21 protein-coding genes are annotated in these 17,547 nt (G+C 33.9%); 16 read left to right on the plus strand and 5 right to left on the minus strand.

Translation table 11 applies throughout. From position 1 onward, the window contains the following. Positions 1 to 18: 18 nt before the first annotated feature. The 5 genes from ACKVOD_RS11020 to ACKVOD_RS11040 all read right to left on the minus strand — a co-directional run bounded on the left by ACKVOD_RS11020 (position 19) and on the right by ACKVOD_RS11040 (position 2,661). Positions 19 to 438 (minus strand): C39 family peptidase, encoded by a 420-nt coding sequence (locus ACKVOD_RS11020; RefSeq protein WP_409209523.1) that lies wholly within the window; start codon positions 436 to 438, stop codon positions 19 to 21. Positions 439 to 481: 43 nt separating this feature from the next. After that, positions 482 to 658, minus strand: coding sequence for a hypothetical protein (locus ACKVOD_RS11025; protein WP_409209524.1), 177 nt, complete (start codon positions 656 to 658; stop codon positions 482 to 484). Between the two features lie 255 nt (positions 659 to 913). Continuing rightward, the gene (locus ACKVOD_RS11030; protein ID WP_409209525.1) at positions 914 to 1,489 is read right to left on the minus strand and encodes a hypothetical protein; all 576 of its coding nucleotides are present in this window, start codon (positions 1,487 to 1,489) and stop codon (positions 914 to 916) included. A 77-nt stretch (positions 1,490 to 1,566) separates the two neighbouring features. Then, on the minus strand, positions 1,567 to 1,827 hold the full coding sequence (locus ACKVOD_RS11035; RefSeq protein WP_409209526.1) for a hypothetical protein: 261 nt from the start codon (positions 1,825 to 1,827) through the stop codon (positions 1,567 to 1,569). Positions 1,828 to 2,229: 402 nt separating this feature from the next. After that, entirely contained in the window at positions 2,230 to 2,661 is a 432-nt protein-coding gene (locus tag ACKVOD_RS11040; protein WP_409209527.1) for a hypothetical protein, read from the minus strand. A gap of 257 nt (positions 2,662 to 2,918) precedes the next feature. On the opposite strand from ACKVOD_RS11040, the gene ACKVOD_RS11045 reads away from it, so the two are divergent. The 16 genes from ACKVOD_RS11045 (at position 2,919) to ACKVOD_RS11120 (ending at position 17,506) form a co-directional block, all read left to right on the plus strand. Continuing rightward, positions 2,919 to 3,176 carry a hypothetical protein gene (locus tag ACKVOD_RS11045; RefSeq protein ID WP_409209528.1) on the plus strand — a complete coding sequence of 86 codons (258 nt, stop codon included), beginning with the start codon at positions 2,919 to 2,921 and terminating at the stop codon, positions 3,174 to 3,176. A gap of 26 nt (positions 3,177 to 3,202) precedes the next feature. Further along, complete coding sequence (locus ACKVOD_RS11050; protein ID WP_409209529.1) at positions 3,203 to 3,613, plus strand: hypothetical protein; 411 nt, start codon at positions 3,203 to 3,205, stop codon at positions 3,611 to 3,613. 207 nt (positions 3,614 to 3,820) lie between these two features. Continuing rightward, complete coding sequence (locus tag ACKVOD_RS11055) at positions 3,821 to 4,207, plus strand: hypothetical protein (RefSeq protein ID WP_409209530.1); 387 nt, start codon at positions 3,821 to 3,823, stop codon at positions 4,205 to 4,207. 600 nt (positions 4,208 to 4,807) lie between these two features. Further along, positions 4,808 to 5,569 (plus strand): PhoH family protein, encoded by a 762-nt coding sequence (locus ACKVOD_RS11060; RefSeq protein WP_409209531.1) that lies wholly within the window; start codon positions 4,808 to 4,810, stop codon positions 5,567 to 5,569. 10 nt (positions 5,570 to 5,579) lie between these two features. Next, the gene (locus ACKVOD_RS11065; protein WP_409209532.1) at positions 5,580 to 5,903 is read left to right on the plus strand and encodes a hypothetical protein; all 324 of its coding nucleotides are present in this window, start codon (positions 5,580 to 5,582) and stop codon (positions 5,901 to 5,903) included. Between the two features lie 2 nt (positions 5,904 to 5,905). Next, positions 5,906 to 6,574, plus strand: coding sequence for a hypothetical protein (locus ACKVOD_RS11070; protein ID WP_409209533.1), 669 nt, complete (start codon positions 5,906 to 5,908; stop codon positions 6,572 to 6,574). 13 nt (positions 6,575 to 6,587) lie between these two features. Then, positions 6,588 to 7,679: a hypothetical protein gene (locus tag ACKVOD_RS11075; RefSeq protein WP_409209534.1), complete on the plus strand. Its 1,092-nt coding sequence runs from the start codon at positions 6,588 to 6,590 to the stop codon at positions 7,677 to 7,679. A 1-nt stretch (position 7,680) separates the two neighbouring features. Continuing rightward, complete coding sequence (locus tag ACKVOD_RS11080) at positions 7,681 to 8,586, plus strand: ERCC4 domain-containing protein (RefSeq protein ID WP_409209535.1); 906 nt, start codon at positions 7,681 to 7,683, stop codon at positions 8,584 to 8,586. A 42-nt stretch (positions 8,587 to 8,628) separates the two neighbouring features. Then, positions 8,629 to 10,509, plus strand: a complete 1,881-nt coding sequence (locus tag ACKVOD_RS11085; RefSeq protein WP_409209536.1) for a terminase large subunit domain-containing protein — start codon at positions 8,629 to 8,631, stop codon at positions 10,507 to 10,509. Between the two features lie 98 nt (positions 10,510 to 10,607). Continuing rightward, positions 10,608 to 12,740: a hypothetical protein gene (locus tag ACKVOD_RS11090; protein ID WP_409209537.1), complete on the plus strand. Its 2,133-nt coding sequence runs from the start codon at positions 10,608 to 10,610 to the stop codon at positions 12,738 to 12,740. 414 nt (positions 12,741 to 13,154) lie between these two features. Beyond that, on the plus strand, positions 13,155 to 13,295 hold the full coding sequence (locus ACKVOD_RS11095; protein ID WP_409209538.1) for a hypothetical protein: 141 nt from the start codon (positions 13,155 to 13,157) through the stop codon (positions 13,293 to 13,295). A 13-nt stretch (positions 13,296 to 13,308) separates the two neighbouring features. Continuing rightward, positions 13,309 to 15,084, plus strand: a complete 1,776-nt coding sequence (locus tag ACKVOD_RS11100) for a hypothetical protein (protein WP_409209539.1) — start codon at positions 13,309 to 13,311, stop codon at positions 15,082 to 15,084. Between the two features lie 21 nt (positions 15,085 to 15,105). Beyond that, positions 15,106 to 15,540, plus strand: coding sequence for a hypothetical protein (locus ACKVOD_RS11105; protein ID WP_409209540.1), 435 nt, complete (start codon positions 15,106 to 15,108; stop codon positions 15,538 to 15,540). A 4-nt stretch (positions 15,541 to 15,544) separates the two neighbouring features. Then, the gene (locus ACKVOD_RS11110; RefSeq protein ID WP_409209541.1) at positions 15,545 to 16,309 is read left to right on the plus strand and encodes a hypothetical protein; all 765 of its coding nucleotides are present in this window, start codon (positions 15,545 to 15,547) and stop codon (positions 16,307 to 16,309) included. 13 nt (positions 16,310 to 16,322) lie between these two features. Continuing rightward, on the plus strand, positions 16,323 to 16,826 hold the full coding sequence (locus ACKVOD_RS11115; RefSeq protein WP_409209542.1) for a hypothetical protein: 504 nt from the start codon (positions 16,323 to 16,325) through the stop codon (positions 16,824 to 16,826). 2 nt (positions 16,827 to 16,828) lie between these two features. Then, positions 16,829 to 17,506 carry a chitosanase gene (locus tag ACKVOD_RS11120; protein ID WP_409209543.1) on the plus strand — a complete coding sequence of 226 codons (678 nt, stop codon included), beginning with the start codon at positions 16,829 to 16,831 and terminating at the stop codon, positions 17,504 to 17,506. Positions 17,507 to 17,547: the final 41 nt, after the last annotated feature.

Genomic DNA, 17,547 nt, shown 5'->3' on the forward strand with positions numbered 1-17,547 from the left:
TATAAATTACTAAATAAATTATTTATAAATTACTATATTCTGATCACTATATTTAGAAACAAAAAATTTGTTTTTAAAAATTATTTGCCCCGTATTTGGATCAAGCACTGAAAAATTATCTTTGTCGTATCCAACCAATAAAATAGCATGATTAAAAATATAAGTATAATTATCGGTGGACATAACAGGGAATCCATTATTTATATACAATTCTATCTGTTTTACAGAATATAAAGTTTTATATTTTAAATTACAGTATTTTTTTAATATTTTTGCGGCGTCAGATAAATAATAACCGTTTTGCCCGCGACCCAACTTATCCAAAATTTCTTTATGAGAAAAAGAATAGCCAAAGTAATCCGCCGCGATTCTTAAAATTGTATGGACGCAGGTTACGGCGTCAGGCTGCTGATATATTCTTACATCAAGTTGATTCATGTTTTGACTATAACATAAAAGTCAAACTTGTCAAGTTTTATTTTCAGATTTTTTTTCGCGGGTCTTGCGTGGGACAATCTTTGTAAATTGCATCCAAGGCTTTATTAAAATAAATTTCTCTTTCTTCATCTGTTAAATTTAAATTATTACAAACCGCGCGGATTTCGCGGGCGGCTTTAGTTCCAAATGTTTCTTCGGGGTATTCTAAATTTTCATTCATTTAGTTTTATTCTGTAAATTCTTTCTACTATCTCTTTGTTTTTTAATTATATTTAACAATCTTATTTTGTCCGCGTAAAGATTATTATTTTGTCCGCGCGAAGATTTTTATTTTCTTTTTCTAAATCATTAATATAATTTTGAGAAGTCAAATTCCCCGGCCCCGAAAGCATGTTAATTTCAAACAATTTATTCTTTAAATCTCTAATTTGTTGTTGAAATATTTAAATATTTAAGTATTTTGATTTCTATGTTTTTATCCATACATTTTTCTGTCATATATTCTCTGTGTAATTATACTATTATAAAATGTTTTGTTCCATTCTAATTCTTGGTTTACTGTTTTGGCTAATACATTCATTCCTAAACCAATTATATATTTATTAGGGTAAATTACATTCCAAGATTTTATATTTATTAATAAATTTAAAGCATCTTCTACTGGATTTTCAAATTTATTTTTTAGATAATCTAGCAAAATCAAAAAACACAAAGCGGAGGAACGATTGATCCCTAAACTACAATGAAAAATTATAGATTCATTAGCATCGTAAAGATTTCGGCAATAATCTAAAATTGCTTCAATGTGACATTTTTTACATAAAATTAATTTTTTATCTTCTCTTTGAATATTATGAAATCTTTCTTGGCAAAGAGATTTAGCTCCGAGATGTTTAGGTTGTAAATCTCCATGCTTTCCGCCGCTACCGCTCCAAATTGAAACAACATGCCATTTTTTAGGCTCATTATTTACTAATTCCTCGGTTTCATATTCGCTGAGTATTTTTATAGAGGTAAAGGGTAATTTATATTGATTTTTTATCTCATTCATGATTAAAATTATAGTATTTCTCTTATATTATATACCGTATCCCAGAAAATTTACTTTTCAAAAATTTTATTGAAATTCTACAAATATTCTATCAAAGAAACTAATTCTTTTAACTTTTCCTGATCCTCCTCAAGAGAAACATTCGATGTAGTTTTTCTAGCCTGCCACCAAATACTTAAAGAATTTAATTTTGTTTGAATATTTAAATCTAAAAGTTTGTTTCCTTTGCCTTCTATTAATTTCCCATAAGACTCTTCAAATAAAACAAAACAATTATAAATTATTAAAAACCTTATAATATTTCCATTATTTAATTGTCGAAAGGTAGCAAAATTCATATTTTTTTCAAAAATTAATTTATATAACATATTATTTACACTATTTCATCAATTGTATAAAAATATTTAAAAATGTAAAAATTTATTAGAAATAGTGTATATAATATAGAGTATGAAGAATAAATTAGAATTAACACCTAACGACCTCAAGCTCAGCGACGGCGGAGCGTGGCGCGGTAGCTGCGAAGGCGGGACGAATAACAGCATACAAGTTACAAAGAAAGGTGGCTCGCAATGAAGGCTTTCCTACGTAAAATAGCAGCTACCGTGACACGCGGAGCCGTTCGCTGCAGCGCATGGTTAGGCGACGTTCGCTTCAGATTCTTTGAGAAGCCATGCACGAGAGACAACGAGTATGTGCAATCTGCCGTGTTGTCCGCGCTTGGGCTCGGGGCGCTTGTTCTATGGATTTGTTGGTATCCCAGCATCTATCAGTTTCTTTATGAGATGTGTAAGCCCCGCTGAAATGACTAAAGAAAGAATCCAAAAGATGAAGAGCCACAAATGCCTCCAAGCCCAACCGAGAGGGAAAAGCACATTACGCTCAAACCAGTTGGGGACGTGTGTAATCTCTTCCCATTTTTTGAGGTTTGAGAGATTGAGGGCGTATTCGTGTGGCTGGCCCTCAATCGGAGTGATTAGTTCCTTGGCGGCGAGAATGTTGATGATGTTGAAGGCAACGACCTCGGGGAATTTAAGACCTGTCGAGTCGGTATTTCGGTGGGAAAAAACCCACCAATTCCAGTTCATCGTTCTGTGCTTGTTGTCGATCGCCCACTGCGCCGCTGCAGCAACCTCGTTGGCGTATTCATGCTCTGGAACGCGGGTCTTCATTGGAGGGTCTTTGTATGGATTCTGATTCTCAGAGTTCGTGCGGCGAGTCGCCTAACGACCCCAATCTCAGCGACTGCGTAGGGCTGGCAGGCCGCGTGCCGCCGGATGAAACGCAAGAAAACCAAGCCGAATCAACTATCGCGCCGGACGAAGAAGCACGCGGCATGACAGCCCGCAGCAGTTCGCTGGAGCGCATGGTTAGGCGTTTGCGGTCGGATTCAGGGTTAAGCAACGATAGTAAAATAAATCTAATGGATATGTCGGTTAATTGGACTCCAGAACAGGAAGCGAAAATCAGAGAACGAATCAAAGCTGTATGTCCCGAATCTGATCCCAATCTAGTTGTGATGGGTAAAAAAGATATTCCAGATCATCTACACCAATATTTTGAATTTTGTTCTTATCAATCGGAACGACTCGAATCTTGTTGTTCTTCACCGGAGACACTTCAATCCACGAATTCTCCTCGTCATACGGAAACGGATGAACCCCGCCTTGACCAATCATGCAGTTAAGGGGTTTCAACATAGAAATATAATTTATGAATAATCAATTAACGGGCAGCGAGCAAACGCCTAACGACCTCAAGCTCAGCGACTGCGTAGGGCTGGCAGGCCGCGTGCCGCCGGGTGAAACGCAAGAAAACCAAGCCGAATCAACTATCGCGCCGGACGAAGAAGCACGCGGCATGACAGCCCGCAGCAGTTCGCTGCAGCGAATGGTTAGGCCATTGCGGTCGAATTCAGAGTTAGGTTCAAAAGATAATCCGATCATAATCTCCGAGTCTGAAATGGATTTAATATCTCTTGGTGGACGATCTGTTAAAGAGCTAAATACTATCTTGGATTTCGTGAAACATGAATCGTTGCAAGATAGAGATACTCTAAATCTCCCTCCATCTGTTCCTCTAGAAGTTCGGAGTCTAAGGGAAATTTTCCAACCCTCTTCTTAGTTCTACAATCCTCAAACATCATTATGAATGGCTTATTTTCTTTATCACGTTCTAAAATGTATGCATGACGCCTGCGCGGCAGGTCTGCGGGGAGCAGGCGGCGTGACTGAGCGGAGAGTTCGCTGCAGCGCATGGTTAGGCGTCATTGGTTTGGTTTGGAGCGTAAGAAAAGAGCTTGTTGATCTGCTAAAAACCATTGCTCTCCAAATGACTCCCAAACCGGAATTAGGAGCCATGCCATCATCTCAGCATCATTGCATAACTGAACGGCTACTGGAGTGTTTGCATAGGGAGGGAAGACTTTCAGAGTGCCCCACATGTTCCATGCTATCGAAAATCTGTAATATAATAACCAATAATGAGTCTCATCGAGTTGGTATTGGTATTCATCGTGGTTCGCATAGTGCAAACACTGAGAATCTAGGAAAACCGATGTATCTAGGAGAATCTTCTTCAGACGCGCCACAAATTCTTGAACGTGGTTACAGTCTTCAAGAACTTTGGGAAAGACTGGGGAACCGTGATCGAGAAACCACTTCAATTGATCGTCTAAACGCTGTTCAAGAGGCTTCATTTACGGGAGGCGCAAAATGACGCCTAACGACCTCAAGCTCAGCGACGGCGCGAAAAAGCCGTCAGAAACAGAAACAGCACAACGCGCCGTTCGCTGCAGCGCATGGTTAGGCGACGGTTCATTTAGTGTTTAGCAACGCATTGTGAAAATATCACCCCGATAGAGGAAACGGCCATGATCATCCCGGTCACTCTAATCCAATAGAGTTGTTTTAGTTGAATATCAACTATCTCGTCGAGTAATTCTTCAATGGTTGGAAGGGCTTCATCTTGTTCGTCTTCAAACTGATCCATAAAAAGTGTAAAGATAGATATGAAAACAAAAAATACTATTGGATTAAAACAAGTAAATTCTCTGAAGACTCTTTTAGCTGATTTGTCTGCTGCGTCAGATGCTTACAGAGCGACTTTAGTTCCGCGCGAACTTCCGGCGCGAGATTCGGAAGGTTGTCGGCGACCAAATCATATAGCCCGTAGTGAGATGCTGCCAACGTCGTAACATGAGTTTTTGGATGTGGGCAAAAAGAATTAAATAGTATTTAAAACAAAAAACAAGTATATATACAAATAAGTGTAAATAATAGGTTAATATTAAAAATTAATGTTAGTTTAAATAAAAATATGGCTAAAGATAAAACTATTTCATCAAATAATGGTAATAGAATTTCATCCCAAAATCAAGTTAAAGTATTTCAAGATTCTAAAATAAAATTTGACTTAAACATTAGAAATAGGGACGACTTAACCGAAAAACAAAAGGCATTATTAGAGTTAATTTTAGACAAACATACAAAAGTGGTATTTTTATCTGGCCCAGCCGGAAGTTCTAAATCTTTTTGTTCTATTTTGGCTGGGTTGCAATTATTGCAAAATAGACGTGTTTCATCTTTGTATTATGTAAGACCAATTGTTGAATCCGCCGACGCCGCCTCTAAATTAGGTTATCTTCCGGGGGATCAATCAGATAAGCTAGCCCCTTACTCTACAGTATTAGAAGAAAAATTAGCAGAAATGTTACCTGAAGGAGATATTAAAAAATTAAAAGCCGAAGATAGACTAAATGTTATCCCTGTTAATTATGCTCGTGGGGCAAACTGGGCAGCTAAATATATTTTCGTGGACGAAGCCCAGTCTTATAGTCTTGGAGAGATTAAAACCCTACTAACGCGCATTGCGGGGCACTCTAAAATGGTTATAGCCGCCGACCCAGATCAAAGTGATTTACCTTTAGCTAAACAAGGTGGATTTAATAAAATTATTGAAAGTTTTAATAATGAAGACGCGCAATCACATGGTATATTTTGTGTGAAATTAGATGAAGAAGATATTGTTCGTTCTTCTATATGTAAATATATTGTTACTAAATTTAAAGAAATTAAATAAATAAAACATTATGGCTCAAACTTATTTTTGTATGTGTTGTGGGAATGAAAATTCCGTAAAGGTAAATAAATGCATTTGCGGCGCAGAGAAAGGTTCTATGTGTGTAGATATACCGGTCAAATATATTAAAATCAAAGAACCAGAAATTATTAGTAATTCATCCTTTGGAGTAAAATTGGGTGATAAATTTGATTTTTCTATTTTTGAATCAATGGCGGCAGATTTAGAACAACAAATTGCTGCACATGGAGATGAAAAAGATTTGGGAAAATGGGGCCGCAAAACTATAGAAGGATTAGATTTAGTTGAAAGTATTGTAAATAATAAAAGTTAATAATGGCTAATTCTGACAGCGGTTCTGATGACTTTTGTGGCAATATAGATCAAATTAATAAAATTATTAATTTAAATATTGGAAAATGGAAGTTAAAAATAATTAATAGTATATCTCATGACGATATAAAACAAGAATTATTAATTCAAATACACCGCCAGTGGGAGAAATATGATAGAAGTAAACCTCTAGGTAACTGGCTCAGTACGGTGGTTTGTAATAAATTAATTAATCTAACACGAGATAATTTTTATAAATTTTCTAAACCTTGTCTTAGTTGTCCTAAATTCGCGGGAGGTAGTCTATGTAGTCTTTACGGAGAAATTTCGAGTGAATGTGGATTATATCGAAAATGGGAATTAGAAAAAAAATTTCACCATGATTGTGCTTTACCTGTAACCATCGAAGATCATCAAGACGAAATACATTCGATGCCATTTGGCGATATTAATTTTGATGAACAAATAGCAAATTTAAAAGATAAATTAAAAGAAAAATTATCTTTAGCGGATTATAAAATATTTGTTTGGTTATATTTAGAGAATATAACAGAGGAAGATATTATTAAATTATTAAACTATAAAAATGAAAGACAGGGCAGAAAACAAATTAATAATTTAAAACAAAGTATAGTTAGTTTGGTAAAAAAAATTATAATACAAAATAGTTAATTAATTAATTGTTATGTCCACGGAAAACAATAAATATACACAAGAAGAAAGGGATCGGGTAGCGGTATTCTGGAACCAACAGAAATCAGAGGGCAAAGTCCCAAGTTTAAGTGAGATTGTTTCTTTCTTTACTTTAGGTCAGGAATCCGATCCTAGAACAGTAGCGGGAAGAAGATGTCGTGCTATTTTATCAGATTTACAAATTAAAGCTAAAGGAGCAACGTGGGACAAAGTAGAAGAAGTTGTTTTAACTGATGATCATAAGAAATTTATTTTAAATCATATTAAAGATAATAGAGTGATTGATTTGGCGCGGGATTTATTTCCAGATAGAAAGGTTGCTCCACTGGGTCGAGAAGTTAGAACAATAAATAAATTTTTAGACAGTGTTGGTGAAAGAGTTGTTAGAAAAAATGAAGAGACTCCGGTGGATGAAAAATATGAGCCGCCGACCACCTTTCACGACATTTTAAAAAGAGTTAATAATTATTTACATACTAGTTTAACTTCTCAAAGTGTAACCGCTTACAATAAAAAATGTTTGGAAATGACCATTAATTTTCTTCACAGCCCAAGATTTTTGCAAGAAATAAATAATTATGCTTCTATTGAAAAAAGAGTAGCATTTGAAAGTGAATTTATTAGAGGCGTATTTGATAAACCCGATCTACAAAGTGATGAGGTTAATCTTTATATTAATTTATGTAATGACTATATCCAAAGCTCTGACATAAAAAAACAGTTAGAAAAACTTAACGGAATTTTAGATAGTATTACCGACGACCCAGATGGAAAAATTTCTATGGGGATAACAGAAGCAATTGGAAAAGTTACTTCATCTTATAACGAATGTGTTAATCGTCATCAAAAATTATATTCGCTATTAAATACTACTAGGTCAAAAAGAATTTTAGACAAAAATAGTGCTACTGCTAATATTGTAAATATTATTGAATTTTTTAGAGAGGAAGATGGTCGCCAGCGGTTTTTAAGGCAAGCCGAATTATTAAAAGATACTAGAATATCCGAAGTAAGAAAAATTGAAAAATTAGATGATGTTTTACTTTTAGCACTGGGGATGACTATGGAAGAAGCGACTATTTAATATGGATAATGTATGTAAAATTTGCGGGCAAGAATTTTCCACCGGACATCCGTGGTCGGATCACGGAATTAAGTTGGCTAATTATTTTCACAAATTTTATCCACGTTATTCTAAATTGACCAATAAATTAATTATTTTTAAAAATCCAGATCAATATTTAAACGCGGATTTTGAAAATCTTCAAGAAATGAAAACATGGCTAAAATCCGCCGGAGAGGAAGGAAAAGATTACATTCTTGAATTACTTATTAAAAGAAAAATTAAAAAAAATTGGATTTATGCGCCAGGTCAAGCGTTATTAAGACTTTCTAACTTACCAAGTATTTTATATTATGAAAAACAATTTAATCTACCGTTTTCTGAAATTTGTAAAAAACTTGGATTTAAAATAAAATATAAAAATAAAGAAGAAAAGGTGAATTGGATCGCCCCGATTGAGATAAAAATTGATACACGAGAAAAACTTTTATTAAAATTTCCGAATCATATTAAAACTGAAATTGGATGTTTAAAATTTGGAGACTATTCTTTAGTCGGTGATGAAAAAATAGTAATTGAAAGAAAGTCGATTTCAGATGCTGCTGGGACTTTTTCGGCGGGGTATGACAGATTCAAAAGAGAATTACAACGAGCAAAAAAAGCGGGCGGTTATATTGTTATTTTAATTGAAAATTCTTATAGCGACTTCAGAAGCATAGAATATTTACCACAAACCCGTCATATAAAATCAAATTACGATCATTTAAGCAAAAGAATGCGAGATTTATATGAAGAATTTTCAAATTTTCAAATTGTATTTTGCGATGGAAGAAAACAAGCGGCACAAATTACAGAATACATTCTTAAATTAGGTAAAAAAATTAAAAAGATTGATATTCAATTATTGATTGATAAAAAAGTATTATAAAAAAATACTAGTTATAAAATATAAAAAAGATAAAATACTATAATGTCATTTATAGAGCCGCAAGTAAAAAAAAGAATTTTAGATGTTAACGCCGAGATAGCGGAATTAAAGGGATCGCTTAGCGACAAAGAAACTAAAATTTATCTTGCTAAGTTTTTGATTCACAATCTATCTTTTACTTTTAAATTGTTAACTGGAGCAGGTGGCGACGGTGTAGAATTATATCCATTTCAAGAATTATTGTTAAGAATGTTATTTGAAAAAGACAATGTTCTATGTGTAATGGGGCGCGGAACTGGAAAAACTTGGATAGCGGCGGTGTTTATTATTTTATACGCAATTGTTTATCCGGGGAGTAAAATAGGAATTATTGGTCCGTCTTTTAGAAATACTAGAAAGCTGTTTCAGGAAATACAAAAAATTAAAAATAAAAAAGGTGCGGCGTTATTACATCAAATTATTACCGATGAGAAATGCGCCCCAGATATTAATCAATTAAAAATAGGAACTTCGGAGGTTTTTGCTTTACCTCTTGGAAGTTCTGGAGATAAAATTCGCGGTTATCGTTTTAATGTTGTTATTTTAGATGAAGCGGGGTTCGTTCCTGAAAAAATTATTACTTCTGTTATTATCCCCTTCCTTTCTACTAATATTGATCCTATTAAACGTCAAAATTTAGTAAAACAGGAAGAAGATTTGGTTAGTCGCGGATTAATGAAAGAAGAAGAAAAAACAGTATTTAAAAATAATAAATTTATTGCACTAAGTTCTGCTACTTATCAGTTTGAATATTTGTATAGACTTTATAAAGTTTATAAAGAGAATGTATTAAATCCTGAAAAGAACCAATTAGCTAGTTATGGAATTTTTCAAATGTCCTACGAAGCTTCCCCAGAGGGTCTTTTAGATAGAGCTAATATAGAAGGCGCAAAAAAATCTTTTTCGACTATTGAATTTGACAAAGAGTATCGAGCAATTTTTCCGTTAGATAGCGATTCTTTCTTTGGAATGAAAAAAATGGAAGATGCAACTTTGGCTGAGGGTAGCGATCCTAGTTTTGAGCTATTTGGAAATTCTAAAGATGATTATTTATTGTCAATTGATCCTAATTCTTTAAATAAATCTACTAGCGCAGATCATTTTGGTATGTCTGTTTTTAAACTAGACAAAGAAAATAGAAAAGTTTATTTAGTTCACCAATTCGCAGCTTGTGATCTTGATATTATTGATTATATTCAGTATTTGGCTTATCTTTTAGAAAATTTTAATATAAATGCAATAAGTATTGATGCCAGCGGTGCATCTTTTATACAAATTTGCAATGATTCTCAAATATTTAAAGATAAAAATCTAAAATTAGATTTTTTTGAAGCAGATTTCCATGTTGAAGATCGAGAATATGTTAAAGAGTTAAATAAGGCAAGACGGTCTTATAATAAAATGGCTAGGAAAATTTGTTATTCGCAACAATTTACAAATGATTGGAAAAGAGCAGCAAATGAACATCTTCAAAACTGTATTGAATTTAAAAAAATTATGTTTGCATCTACGCCCGACGACAATAAATGGGGTATGTATTCAGATACTAACATCGCTAATTTTGACAAGCTAAAATTTTTATCAGGTGAAAAAGAATCGGTAGATAATGTAGCCAGAAAAATTGAATTTTTAGAACACCAAAAATATCTAATGAAAGATGTGAAAGCACAGTGTTGTTTAATTCAACTTAAAGTAACAGAACAGGGAACACATACCTTTGAATTACCTCAAAATATAAGAAGGCAAACTGGAAAATTAAAGACGAGGCGCGATCTTTGGACGACTCTCTTTATGGGAAATCAAATGGCTAAATATTATTTTGATATGTTTTCTACCGATGAAAAATTTAATTATGATAATAAATGGTGCCCGTATATTTTATAATTTTTAAATAAAATTCTTTAAAAATTTTAATATAATTTGCTAAACGTCATGACGTTTGGTGTAAAGTATATGCATAATTACTATATAAATATTAAAAAATGAAAAGAAAACAATTTTATCTACCTGAGAAACAAATTCAATTACTAGAAGCTGAGTCGGAAAAAACTGGTTCTAGCGTATCTGAGATTTTACGTCAGCAAATCCAAAGTCTAGAAAATCTTAATACTCAGATTACTACGGCGGCGGCTACGCATATCCAAGAATCAAATATTAAACCCCATAATTGTCCCGCCGAGTCTTTTGGGGCTTCTTATTCCGGTTCTGTTTCCGGCACCGGGGATGTTTCTCTAGCATCTGACAACAATTCTTTTTATTTTAGAAGTGATGACGGAACTTCCAGTGCTTTACCCTATAATCTTTTAAGATACAATAATTTAATAGCGTTAAGATTTCCATATCAAAATATGAACGGATTTATTAATATCCGTGAAGCTATTCGCTTATGTCAAACCGCGTGGTATAATGTTCCTATTTTTAGACAAACTATAGAAGCTATGACTTTTCTAGCTAATAGTGGTATTAAATTATTTGGCGGAAGCAAAGAGTCAAAAGATTTTTTTAATGCATGGTTTGAGAAAGTTAATATATTTAATTTGACAGAACAATATTTTAGAGAATCATTTTTATCTTCCAATGTATTTTTATATAGATATGATGGCGGAATTAAATCCAACAGAGTAGATAAATTTATAACTGGCGGAGAGACAGGGGAAACATCTGTGGACATTAAAGATAAAAAAGAATCCACGGCGGCTAAAACTATTGACATTCCTGTTAAATATATAGTATTAGACCCGGCTGGACTATCTATCCAGAATAATTCGGATTTAAAAAATTATACTCCTATTTATTATAGATTAATGGATGTAGGCAGTAGACAAAAATTAAAAAACTTAACTAAAAAAGGCGAAGTTAAAATTGATTTAGAAAAAAGTCTTCATGACTTAATTCATGACGAATATGGTTCTATGACTCACGAAAGACTTGATCCCGATCATTTATATCCTTTATTTTACCAAAAACAAGACTATCAACCGTTTGCTATGCCGATGGGTTTTCCAGTATTGGAAGATATTAATTTAAAGTTAGAATTTAAAAAATGTGATGCCGTAGTAGCTAAAACTGTGGAATCTATAATTATGTTAGTTACTCACGGTAATGAGCCAGATAAGGGCGGCATGAATCCCGTAATTGACAGTGCCTTAAAAAATATATTCAGAACAAAGCAGAGCGGGCGGACACTTATTTCAGATTATACAACTAAAATAGATTTTGTTATTCCAGATATTAATAAAGTTATTGGTAGTATCAAATATGATCAGTTAGACCAAGATATTATGGATGGTTTAATGAATGTATTTTATGGTGAGAAAAAACTTGCAAACATAACTATTAAATTGAGACTTTTCGTGCAAATGTTAGTTTATGCTCAAAAAACTTTTCTAAATGAATTTTTAGTTAATGAAATGAAACGGGTGGGCAAACTTATAGGATTTAAGGATGAAGAAATTCCTACGCCTAAATTTCAAAGAATCAATATGGAGGATCGGTCAAACTCAGATAGGTTTGTCGCTCAATTAGCTCAGTTAGGATTATTAACTGCCGAGGATACATTTGAGGCTGTAGAAAGTGGATTATTACCCATAAATGATAATATTGAAGATAGACAAAAAGTTTATAAAAAACAAAGAAAAGATGGACTGTTTCATCCTTTGGTCGGCGGAAGCGCGGACCCGAATGCTGTTCCTGATGGAGCCACCGATGTTAAAAAACCAGTTAAATTTGGTAAAAAAGCTATGTCAAATAAAGACGGGCGGCCACAAGGAGTTACCGCTCCGCGAACCATCACGGTTAAAGCTTCAGAAAAATATCAAATTGATGTTAATAAATTTAAAAACAATATTTTACTTGCTAACGTCATAACAAATGACTTAACCAAGGCTTATACTAAAAAATATGGTTTTTCAGAAGATATTGTAGATAAAGTTAAAACTATTGGAACTCATTTGATTACCAATGAATTACCTGAAAATTGGGCAAAATGTATTAAAAGCTATATAAAAGAATTACCTGAGCCTAATGTAGAGAATATATCGTTAGCTACCGAATTACAAGAACAAAATGAAGTTGATGAATTTACAGCAGCTTTGCTGTTATGGAGTATAGCATAACACTATTAATAGAAAATTGTATTATTAAATAGTGTAAATATATTATATTATATAATATAAATACAATGACTTTATTATTTTTCACCTTACTGTTATCTTTAATATTATTCTTTTCATTTGAAACAGATGTTATTTACGAATATGGTAATTTATTAAAATTAAAACTACCCAAGATAAATGAATATAAAAGTATTATAAAAAATGGCGGACAATCTCAATATTTAACTTTTTTACGAGGAATATACAAAGATAAATTTTTAGTCAAATTAATCACTTGTCCAATATGTATTTCGGTTCCGTTATCCGTGATATTTACAATACTTTCGTTAAATATATTATGGTTTCCAATTATTAATATGGGGGGATTGTTTATTTTTTTATTATTAAAATTATTAATTAAATATAGTAGCTAATATGAATATTCTAATTTCAGGAAATTATAATGCTTTTGATGATGGTTGGAACGGCGCGGGTGTTTATGCTTGTAGCGGAAATTATGTTTCAAAAACTTTTAAATATCCCATGTATAAAGGCTGGACAAGATATAAAAAATAAAAATAAAAAAAATATGAATTTAATTAAATTAAAACAGTTAGATCAGACGGAGTTAACTACATTTGTAGGAACCATTAACGATCCATTATACATTAATAATCCTTCAGGGTATCTTACTTTTGCTTCTGGCGTAATGATGACAACGGGAAATCAAATAATTAGCGGAAACAAAACATTTTCTGGTATTCTTTTTGGGAGCGGAGGATGGTCAATTAGTGGGGGTGATTTTTTAATCAATTATGAAAAAAATTGGGATAATATAGTTAATACGGCGGCTGTTAGTAAGCGGGATGTAGACGCACGATTCATACGTTTAACGGGCAATACAAGTTATCCCTACCCAAATTTAATCAGTGGAATGACAGCTTCTATTGGCATGAGAGGCAGCAATAGTTATAACTTTGGTAGTAACATTTATCCCGCAAATATAACAGCATTTAGTACAACTAGTGATGATGTTAATTTCACAACAACCGGTTTGGATACGAAAAATAGAAGGTTATTAGATGGATTTCAGACCAATCGAGGTGTGGCAGGATCAAGACCCGGCGGAGTTCATTTTAACAACCAAGACAAAAAGCTAATAGACTCGATTGGTCTAAAATCCGTGGATTGGGATATGCGCCGATTGTTTGTTACAAATGGGGTGGCATATACCGGAATTGATTCTACAGTTTACTCATTGGATTATCAAACTAGGAAACTCCATAGTACCGGCAACTCTATTGCCGTCGATTGGGGTGGCAGGACACTATACGACTCCTCTAGTGCGCCTTCGGTTAATTGGAGCGATAGCAAACTATATACCTCTAATGGTGTTTATTCAACTGCTGGTACTCCGTCAGTTGATTGGAGCAATCGCATCTTATACGATTTCGATGAGTCGAATTCAGTTGATTGGTATAATCGTCGGTTGATTGATAACAACGACGATATTACAATAAACTGGCAAGATAAGGAACTGTTAAATTCAGTTGGTTCTCCGACCGTTATGTGGAACGTAACGAAACTTCAAGACGACTCAAATATGGAGTCAGTTGATTGGCACGATAGATTACTGCGCGATGAAAGCGCTGTTTCAAGCGTTGATTGGAACTATAGAGAACTTAAAGATACCAATAACGACACGACAGTTGATTGGGAAAATAAATACCTATACGAAGGATGGGATGCTTATGATGGAATAACAAGTTCAAATTTAGGTAGCGATTGGTCTGCTATTGGAAATTCTGATTTAGTAACAAAAGAGGCAGTTAATGATACAACGCCATTTATTTTACCGATAGTACAGTATAACAATAATACCGCTGTTGCAACTGGAGCGGGGCGCACAATCGCTCCATTTAAGACTAATCCTTTCTCGGATGGATATGGCACGATAATCCCCTATGAATTTACGAAATTCCGTGTATCTCTATATATCGCTTACACAAGTAACCCTACCAGTGATTTATTTCCTGTATATGTAAGGTTTAATAAACCTAATACGAATAGCACTAGCACTCAAGAATCTTTACACGGAACGCGGTTTGGCACTACTGCTTACCCCGATAATAATACGGGATTGTTGGGGACTTTAACAGATTTGGGAGCGGCGGGTGGTAAGGCGGATAGTTTTAAATTTGTTTCTAATTGGGAAACTATTCCAGCCGGATGGCAGAGTAATGCGGCAAGCCTTGGATTTTATGAAATACTTGGCGTTTGGTTGGGGAATAATTCGGGCGGCACACTAACGGATAACTACAACGCAAATCACGCCATTAGAGGTATGATTGAATTTAAGAAGTAGCTAATCGAATAATTAAGAATTATGAAACTGAAAGCAATCCTATTCAACTCCCAAACCGCCCGATTGTTAAAACGGGAGGGTAATGTTTCCGCCCCTGTAGAAAGCGTTAACCGCGAGACGCTAGACGAAAGCCAGCGTCAAAATTGGGATATTACCGTTGCGGCGCTAAATGGGTTGCTGAGCGTTGGGGAGAAGGTAGTTTCCACGGAAATCAATCCTAGCGCCGCCTTTCCTATCGCTTTCGAGGAAATAGAGGAAACCATTGGAGGCCAAACTTTCATGCGCCAAAATCCTACAGCTTGGCGGGATACGCTTAATGTTTACATTCAAATCAAAATGGCTAACGGCGGGCGTAGGCGGCTTAAGCTGAATACGGAGGAATTCAGCGTAACGGCGGCGCGGACGGCACTTTTAGAACTTTGGACATATCTCGATATTTATAAAATATATAAATAACATTATGAATAAGATTCGTTGGATAAATGTTGTTTGTTCTAGTATTTTAATTAGTTGTTTATTAACTTCTTGTAATTCAACAGTCAACAAGAAAAATGAGGCGGTTAGTCAGGCCGTGTATGCCATTCATGATGGATTTCAAAAATCACGCTACGATATTGCGTTTAGATATTCTGTAGAATTAGTTCGGTTAGTCCCGCCTCCAGATAAAAAAATCGAAGTTAAACCGATTAAAGTTCCAGTCAAAAGTCAGCCAAAATCTGGAGAATTAAAAGAAGCAAAAGTAAATCCAACAAAAAATATAATTGTGGATATTACGGGCCGTTATTTTTCAACTCCTGAAACTTCATTGGGTGAAAACCTAGTTATTTTACCTGAAATTGCTGCTAATAAAATTGTTGTAGTGGAAAATTCATTAGAATTTAATAAATTACTTGAAGAAAATAAAGAATTAAAAAATCAAATAATTAAAGAAAAAAAAGAAAATGAAAAATTTTCGGGGCGGGTTGACACGGTAATAAAAGAAGAGTCTAATATTATTCAGAAAGCCGCCAATTCAAAAAAGGATTGGTTTGGGGGGTTATTTTCGGGATTAAAATGGGGGTTTGAAATTTTTAGTATTTTGGGAATCGCGGGGGTAATCGCGGTTTGTATCTTTTTCCCGGCTGCAATCCCACTATTAATTAATATTTTTACGAGTTTATTTAGTGTAATTACTAGCGTAGGAAATAGTTTATTAAAATGGATTAACAAAGGGTTTACAAAATAATATTTAAAATAATATGTTTAACTCGATAAAAAATATAGCAAATAATTTAACATGGTGGGCAAGAAAAGGAGTTATACCAACGGGTATAAAAGACCCTGCAGTTAAAGAAGCTTTGGGGGCAATAAACCATTTTTCTAGCTCAAAATTTACTTTATGTATTATAGCGGTAATAATTATAGTTTTGGGATTTCTATTTGCTACTACAATGTTATTTTTTTTACCTAAAGAATCTTATACAAGTTTTGTGACCATACATCACGATTTTTATGTTGTTTTAGCTTTAATTATTTCAGTAATGCTTGGAGCGTCGGGACTCGTAACTATAAGTAATAATAATTCATCAAGCGTTTCTACTTCCGCTTTGTCCGAGATTTTAACTAGCAAAGAAGAAAAAATGGAAACTTTAAATGAAAATATTAATATAAAAGAAGAAAGAATAGAGCATGTATATCGCGAGGGTGAAGATGATGCGCCAATGCGTCGGCCATTTAGTAAAATTAATAATTCAGAGGATTAAAAATGATTACGGAAGAAAATCTTAAAATTTTTAGTAGATTTTTAAATTTGGCAGAAAACGATAGTGGAAGTCCTGAAACTGAATATAATAAAATCTATATTTATAAAGACGGAAATGGGGGGCGTAGACAATTAACTTTATCGCGTGGTTTTACTTGTGATGGCGGGAACCTTAAAAAAGTAGTTGTTAGATATATTCAAAAAGGCGGAATATTAAGCGACATGTTTAAAAAAAGATTAGATAAATTCAGTAAGGGTATTTTAATAAACGATACTGAGTTTATCAAGGGGTTGGTGTCCGCCGGGGCGGAACAAGTAATGAAAGATTCTCAAGATGAAATATTTAATGAGGTTTATTTACGGCCTGCACTAGACTGGGCGGAAGATAATGGATTTAAAGAAGTATTGTCTGTTGGTGTTATAATAGATAGTTATTTGCACTCGGGACAAATGACTCCATTTTTAATGCAGAAGTTCACAGAAAGAAAACCGTCGAGCGGCGGCGATGAAAAAAAATGGATTAAGAGTTATTTAACCGAACGCTTATCTTGGTTCAAGCGAGTGTCCGGCCCACTTCATACTTGTATGTTTAGACCCCAATTTTTTCTTAGCCAAATAGAAAAAAATAATTGGGGATTGTCATGTCCATTAATAATTAAAGGTAAGGGTAAAGTATGTTAAAATCTGGAATATATAAAATTATTAATACTATAAATAATAAA

The organism is Flavobacterium sp. (assembly GCF_046155325.1).
In the GTDB taxonomy this organism is placed as follows: domain Bacteria; phylum Bacteroidota; class Bacteroidia; order Flavobacteriales; family Flavobacteriaceae; genus Flavobacterium.

What these genes read in the sequence shown, in the direction of transcription:
- ACKVOD_RS11090 (WP_409209537.1), top strand. Translation starts at nt 10,608, where the DNA reads ATGAAAAGAAAACAATTTTATCTACCTGAGAAACAAATTCAATTACTA.
- ACKVOD_RS11030 (WP_409209525.1), bottom strand. Translation starts at nt 1,489, where the DNA reads ATGAATGAGATAAAAAATCAATATAAATTACCCTTTACCTCTATAAAA.
- ACKVOD_RS11040 (WP_409209527.1), bottom strand. Translation starts at nt 2,661, where the DNA reads ATGAAGACCCGCGTTCCAGAGCATGAATACGCCAACGAGGTTGCTGCA.
- ACKVOD_RS11105 (WP_409209540.1), top strand. Translation starts at nt 15,106, where the DNA reads ATGAAACTGAAAGCAATCCTATTCAACTCCCAAACCGCCCGATTGTTA.
- ACKVOD_RS11020 (WP_409209523.1), bottom strand. Translation starts at nt 438, where the DNA reads ATGAATCAACTTGATGTAAGAATATATCAGCAGCCTGACGCCGTAACC.
- ACKVOD_RS11100 (WP_409209539.1), top strand. Translation starts at nt 13,309, where the DNA reads ATGAATTTAATTAAATTAAAACAGTTAGATCAGACGGAGTTAACTACA.
- ACKVOD_RS11060 (WP_409209531.1), top strand. Translation starts at nt 4,808, where the DNA reads ATGGCTAAAGATAAAACTATTTCATCAAATAATGGTAATAGAATTTCA.
- ACKVOD_RS11045 (WP_409209528.1), top strand. Translation starts at nt 2,919, where the DNA reads ATGTCGGTTAATTGGACTCCAGAACAGGAAGCGAAAATCAGAGAACGA.
- ACKVOD_RS11080 (WP_409209535.1), top strand. Translation starts at nt 7,681, where the DNA reads ATGGATAATGTATGTAAAATTTGCGGGCAAGAATTTTCCACCGGACAT.
- ACKVOD_RS11120 (WP_409209543.1), top strand. Translation starts at nt 16,829, where the DNA reads ATGATTACGGAAGAAAATCTTAAAATTTTTAGTAGATTTTTAAATTTG.
- ACKVOD_RS11025 (WP_409209524.1), bottom strand. Translation starts at nt 658, where the DNA reads ATGAATGAAAATTTAGAATACCCCGAAGAAACATTTGGAACTAAAGCC.
- ACKVOD_RS11095 (WP_409209538.1), top strand. Translation starts at nt 13,155, where the DNA reads ATGAATATTCTAATTTCAGGAAATTATAATGCTTTTGATGATGGTTGG.
- ACKVOD_RS11035 (WP_409209526.1), bottom strand. Translation starts at nt 1,827, where the DNA reads ATGAATTTTGCTACCTTTCGACAATTAAATAATGGAAATATTATAAGG.
- ACKVOD_RS11085 (WP_409209536.1), top strand. Translation starts at nt 8,629, where the DNA reads ATGTCATTTATAGAGCCGCAAGTAAAAAAAAGAATTTTAGATGTTAAC.
- ACKVOD_RS11115 (WP_409209542.1), top strand. Translation starts at nt 16,323, where the DNA reads ATGTTTAACTCGATAAAAAATATAGCAAATAATTTAACATGGTGGGCA.
- ACKVOD_RS11110 (WP_409209541.1), top strand. Translation starts at nt 15,545, where the DNA reads ATGAATAAGATTCGTTGGATAAATGTTGTTTGTTCTAGTATTTTAATT.
- ACKVOD_RS11075 (WP_409209534.1), top strand. Translation starts at nt 6,588, where the DNA reads ATGTCCACGGAAAACAATAAATATACACAAGAAGAAAGGGATCGGGTA.
- ACKVOD_RS11050 (WP_409209529.1), top strand. Translation starts at nt 3,203, where the DNA reads ATGAATAATCAATTAACGGGCAGCGAGCAAACGCCTAACGACCTCAAG.
- ACKVOD_RS11055 (WP_409209530.1), top strand. Translation starts at nt 3,821, where the DNA reads ATGACTCCCAAACCGGAATTAGGAGCCATGCCATCATCTCAGCATCAT.
- ACKVOD_RS11070 (WP_409209533.1), top strand. Translation starts at nt 5,906, where the DNA reads ATGGCTAATTCTGACAGCGGTTCTGATGACTTTTGTGGCAATATAGAT.
- ACKVOD_RS11065 (WP_409209532.1), top strand. Translation starts at nt 5,580, where the DNA reads ATGGCTCAAACTTATTTTTGTATGTGTTGTGGGAATGAAAATTCCGTA.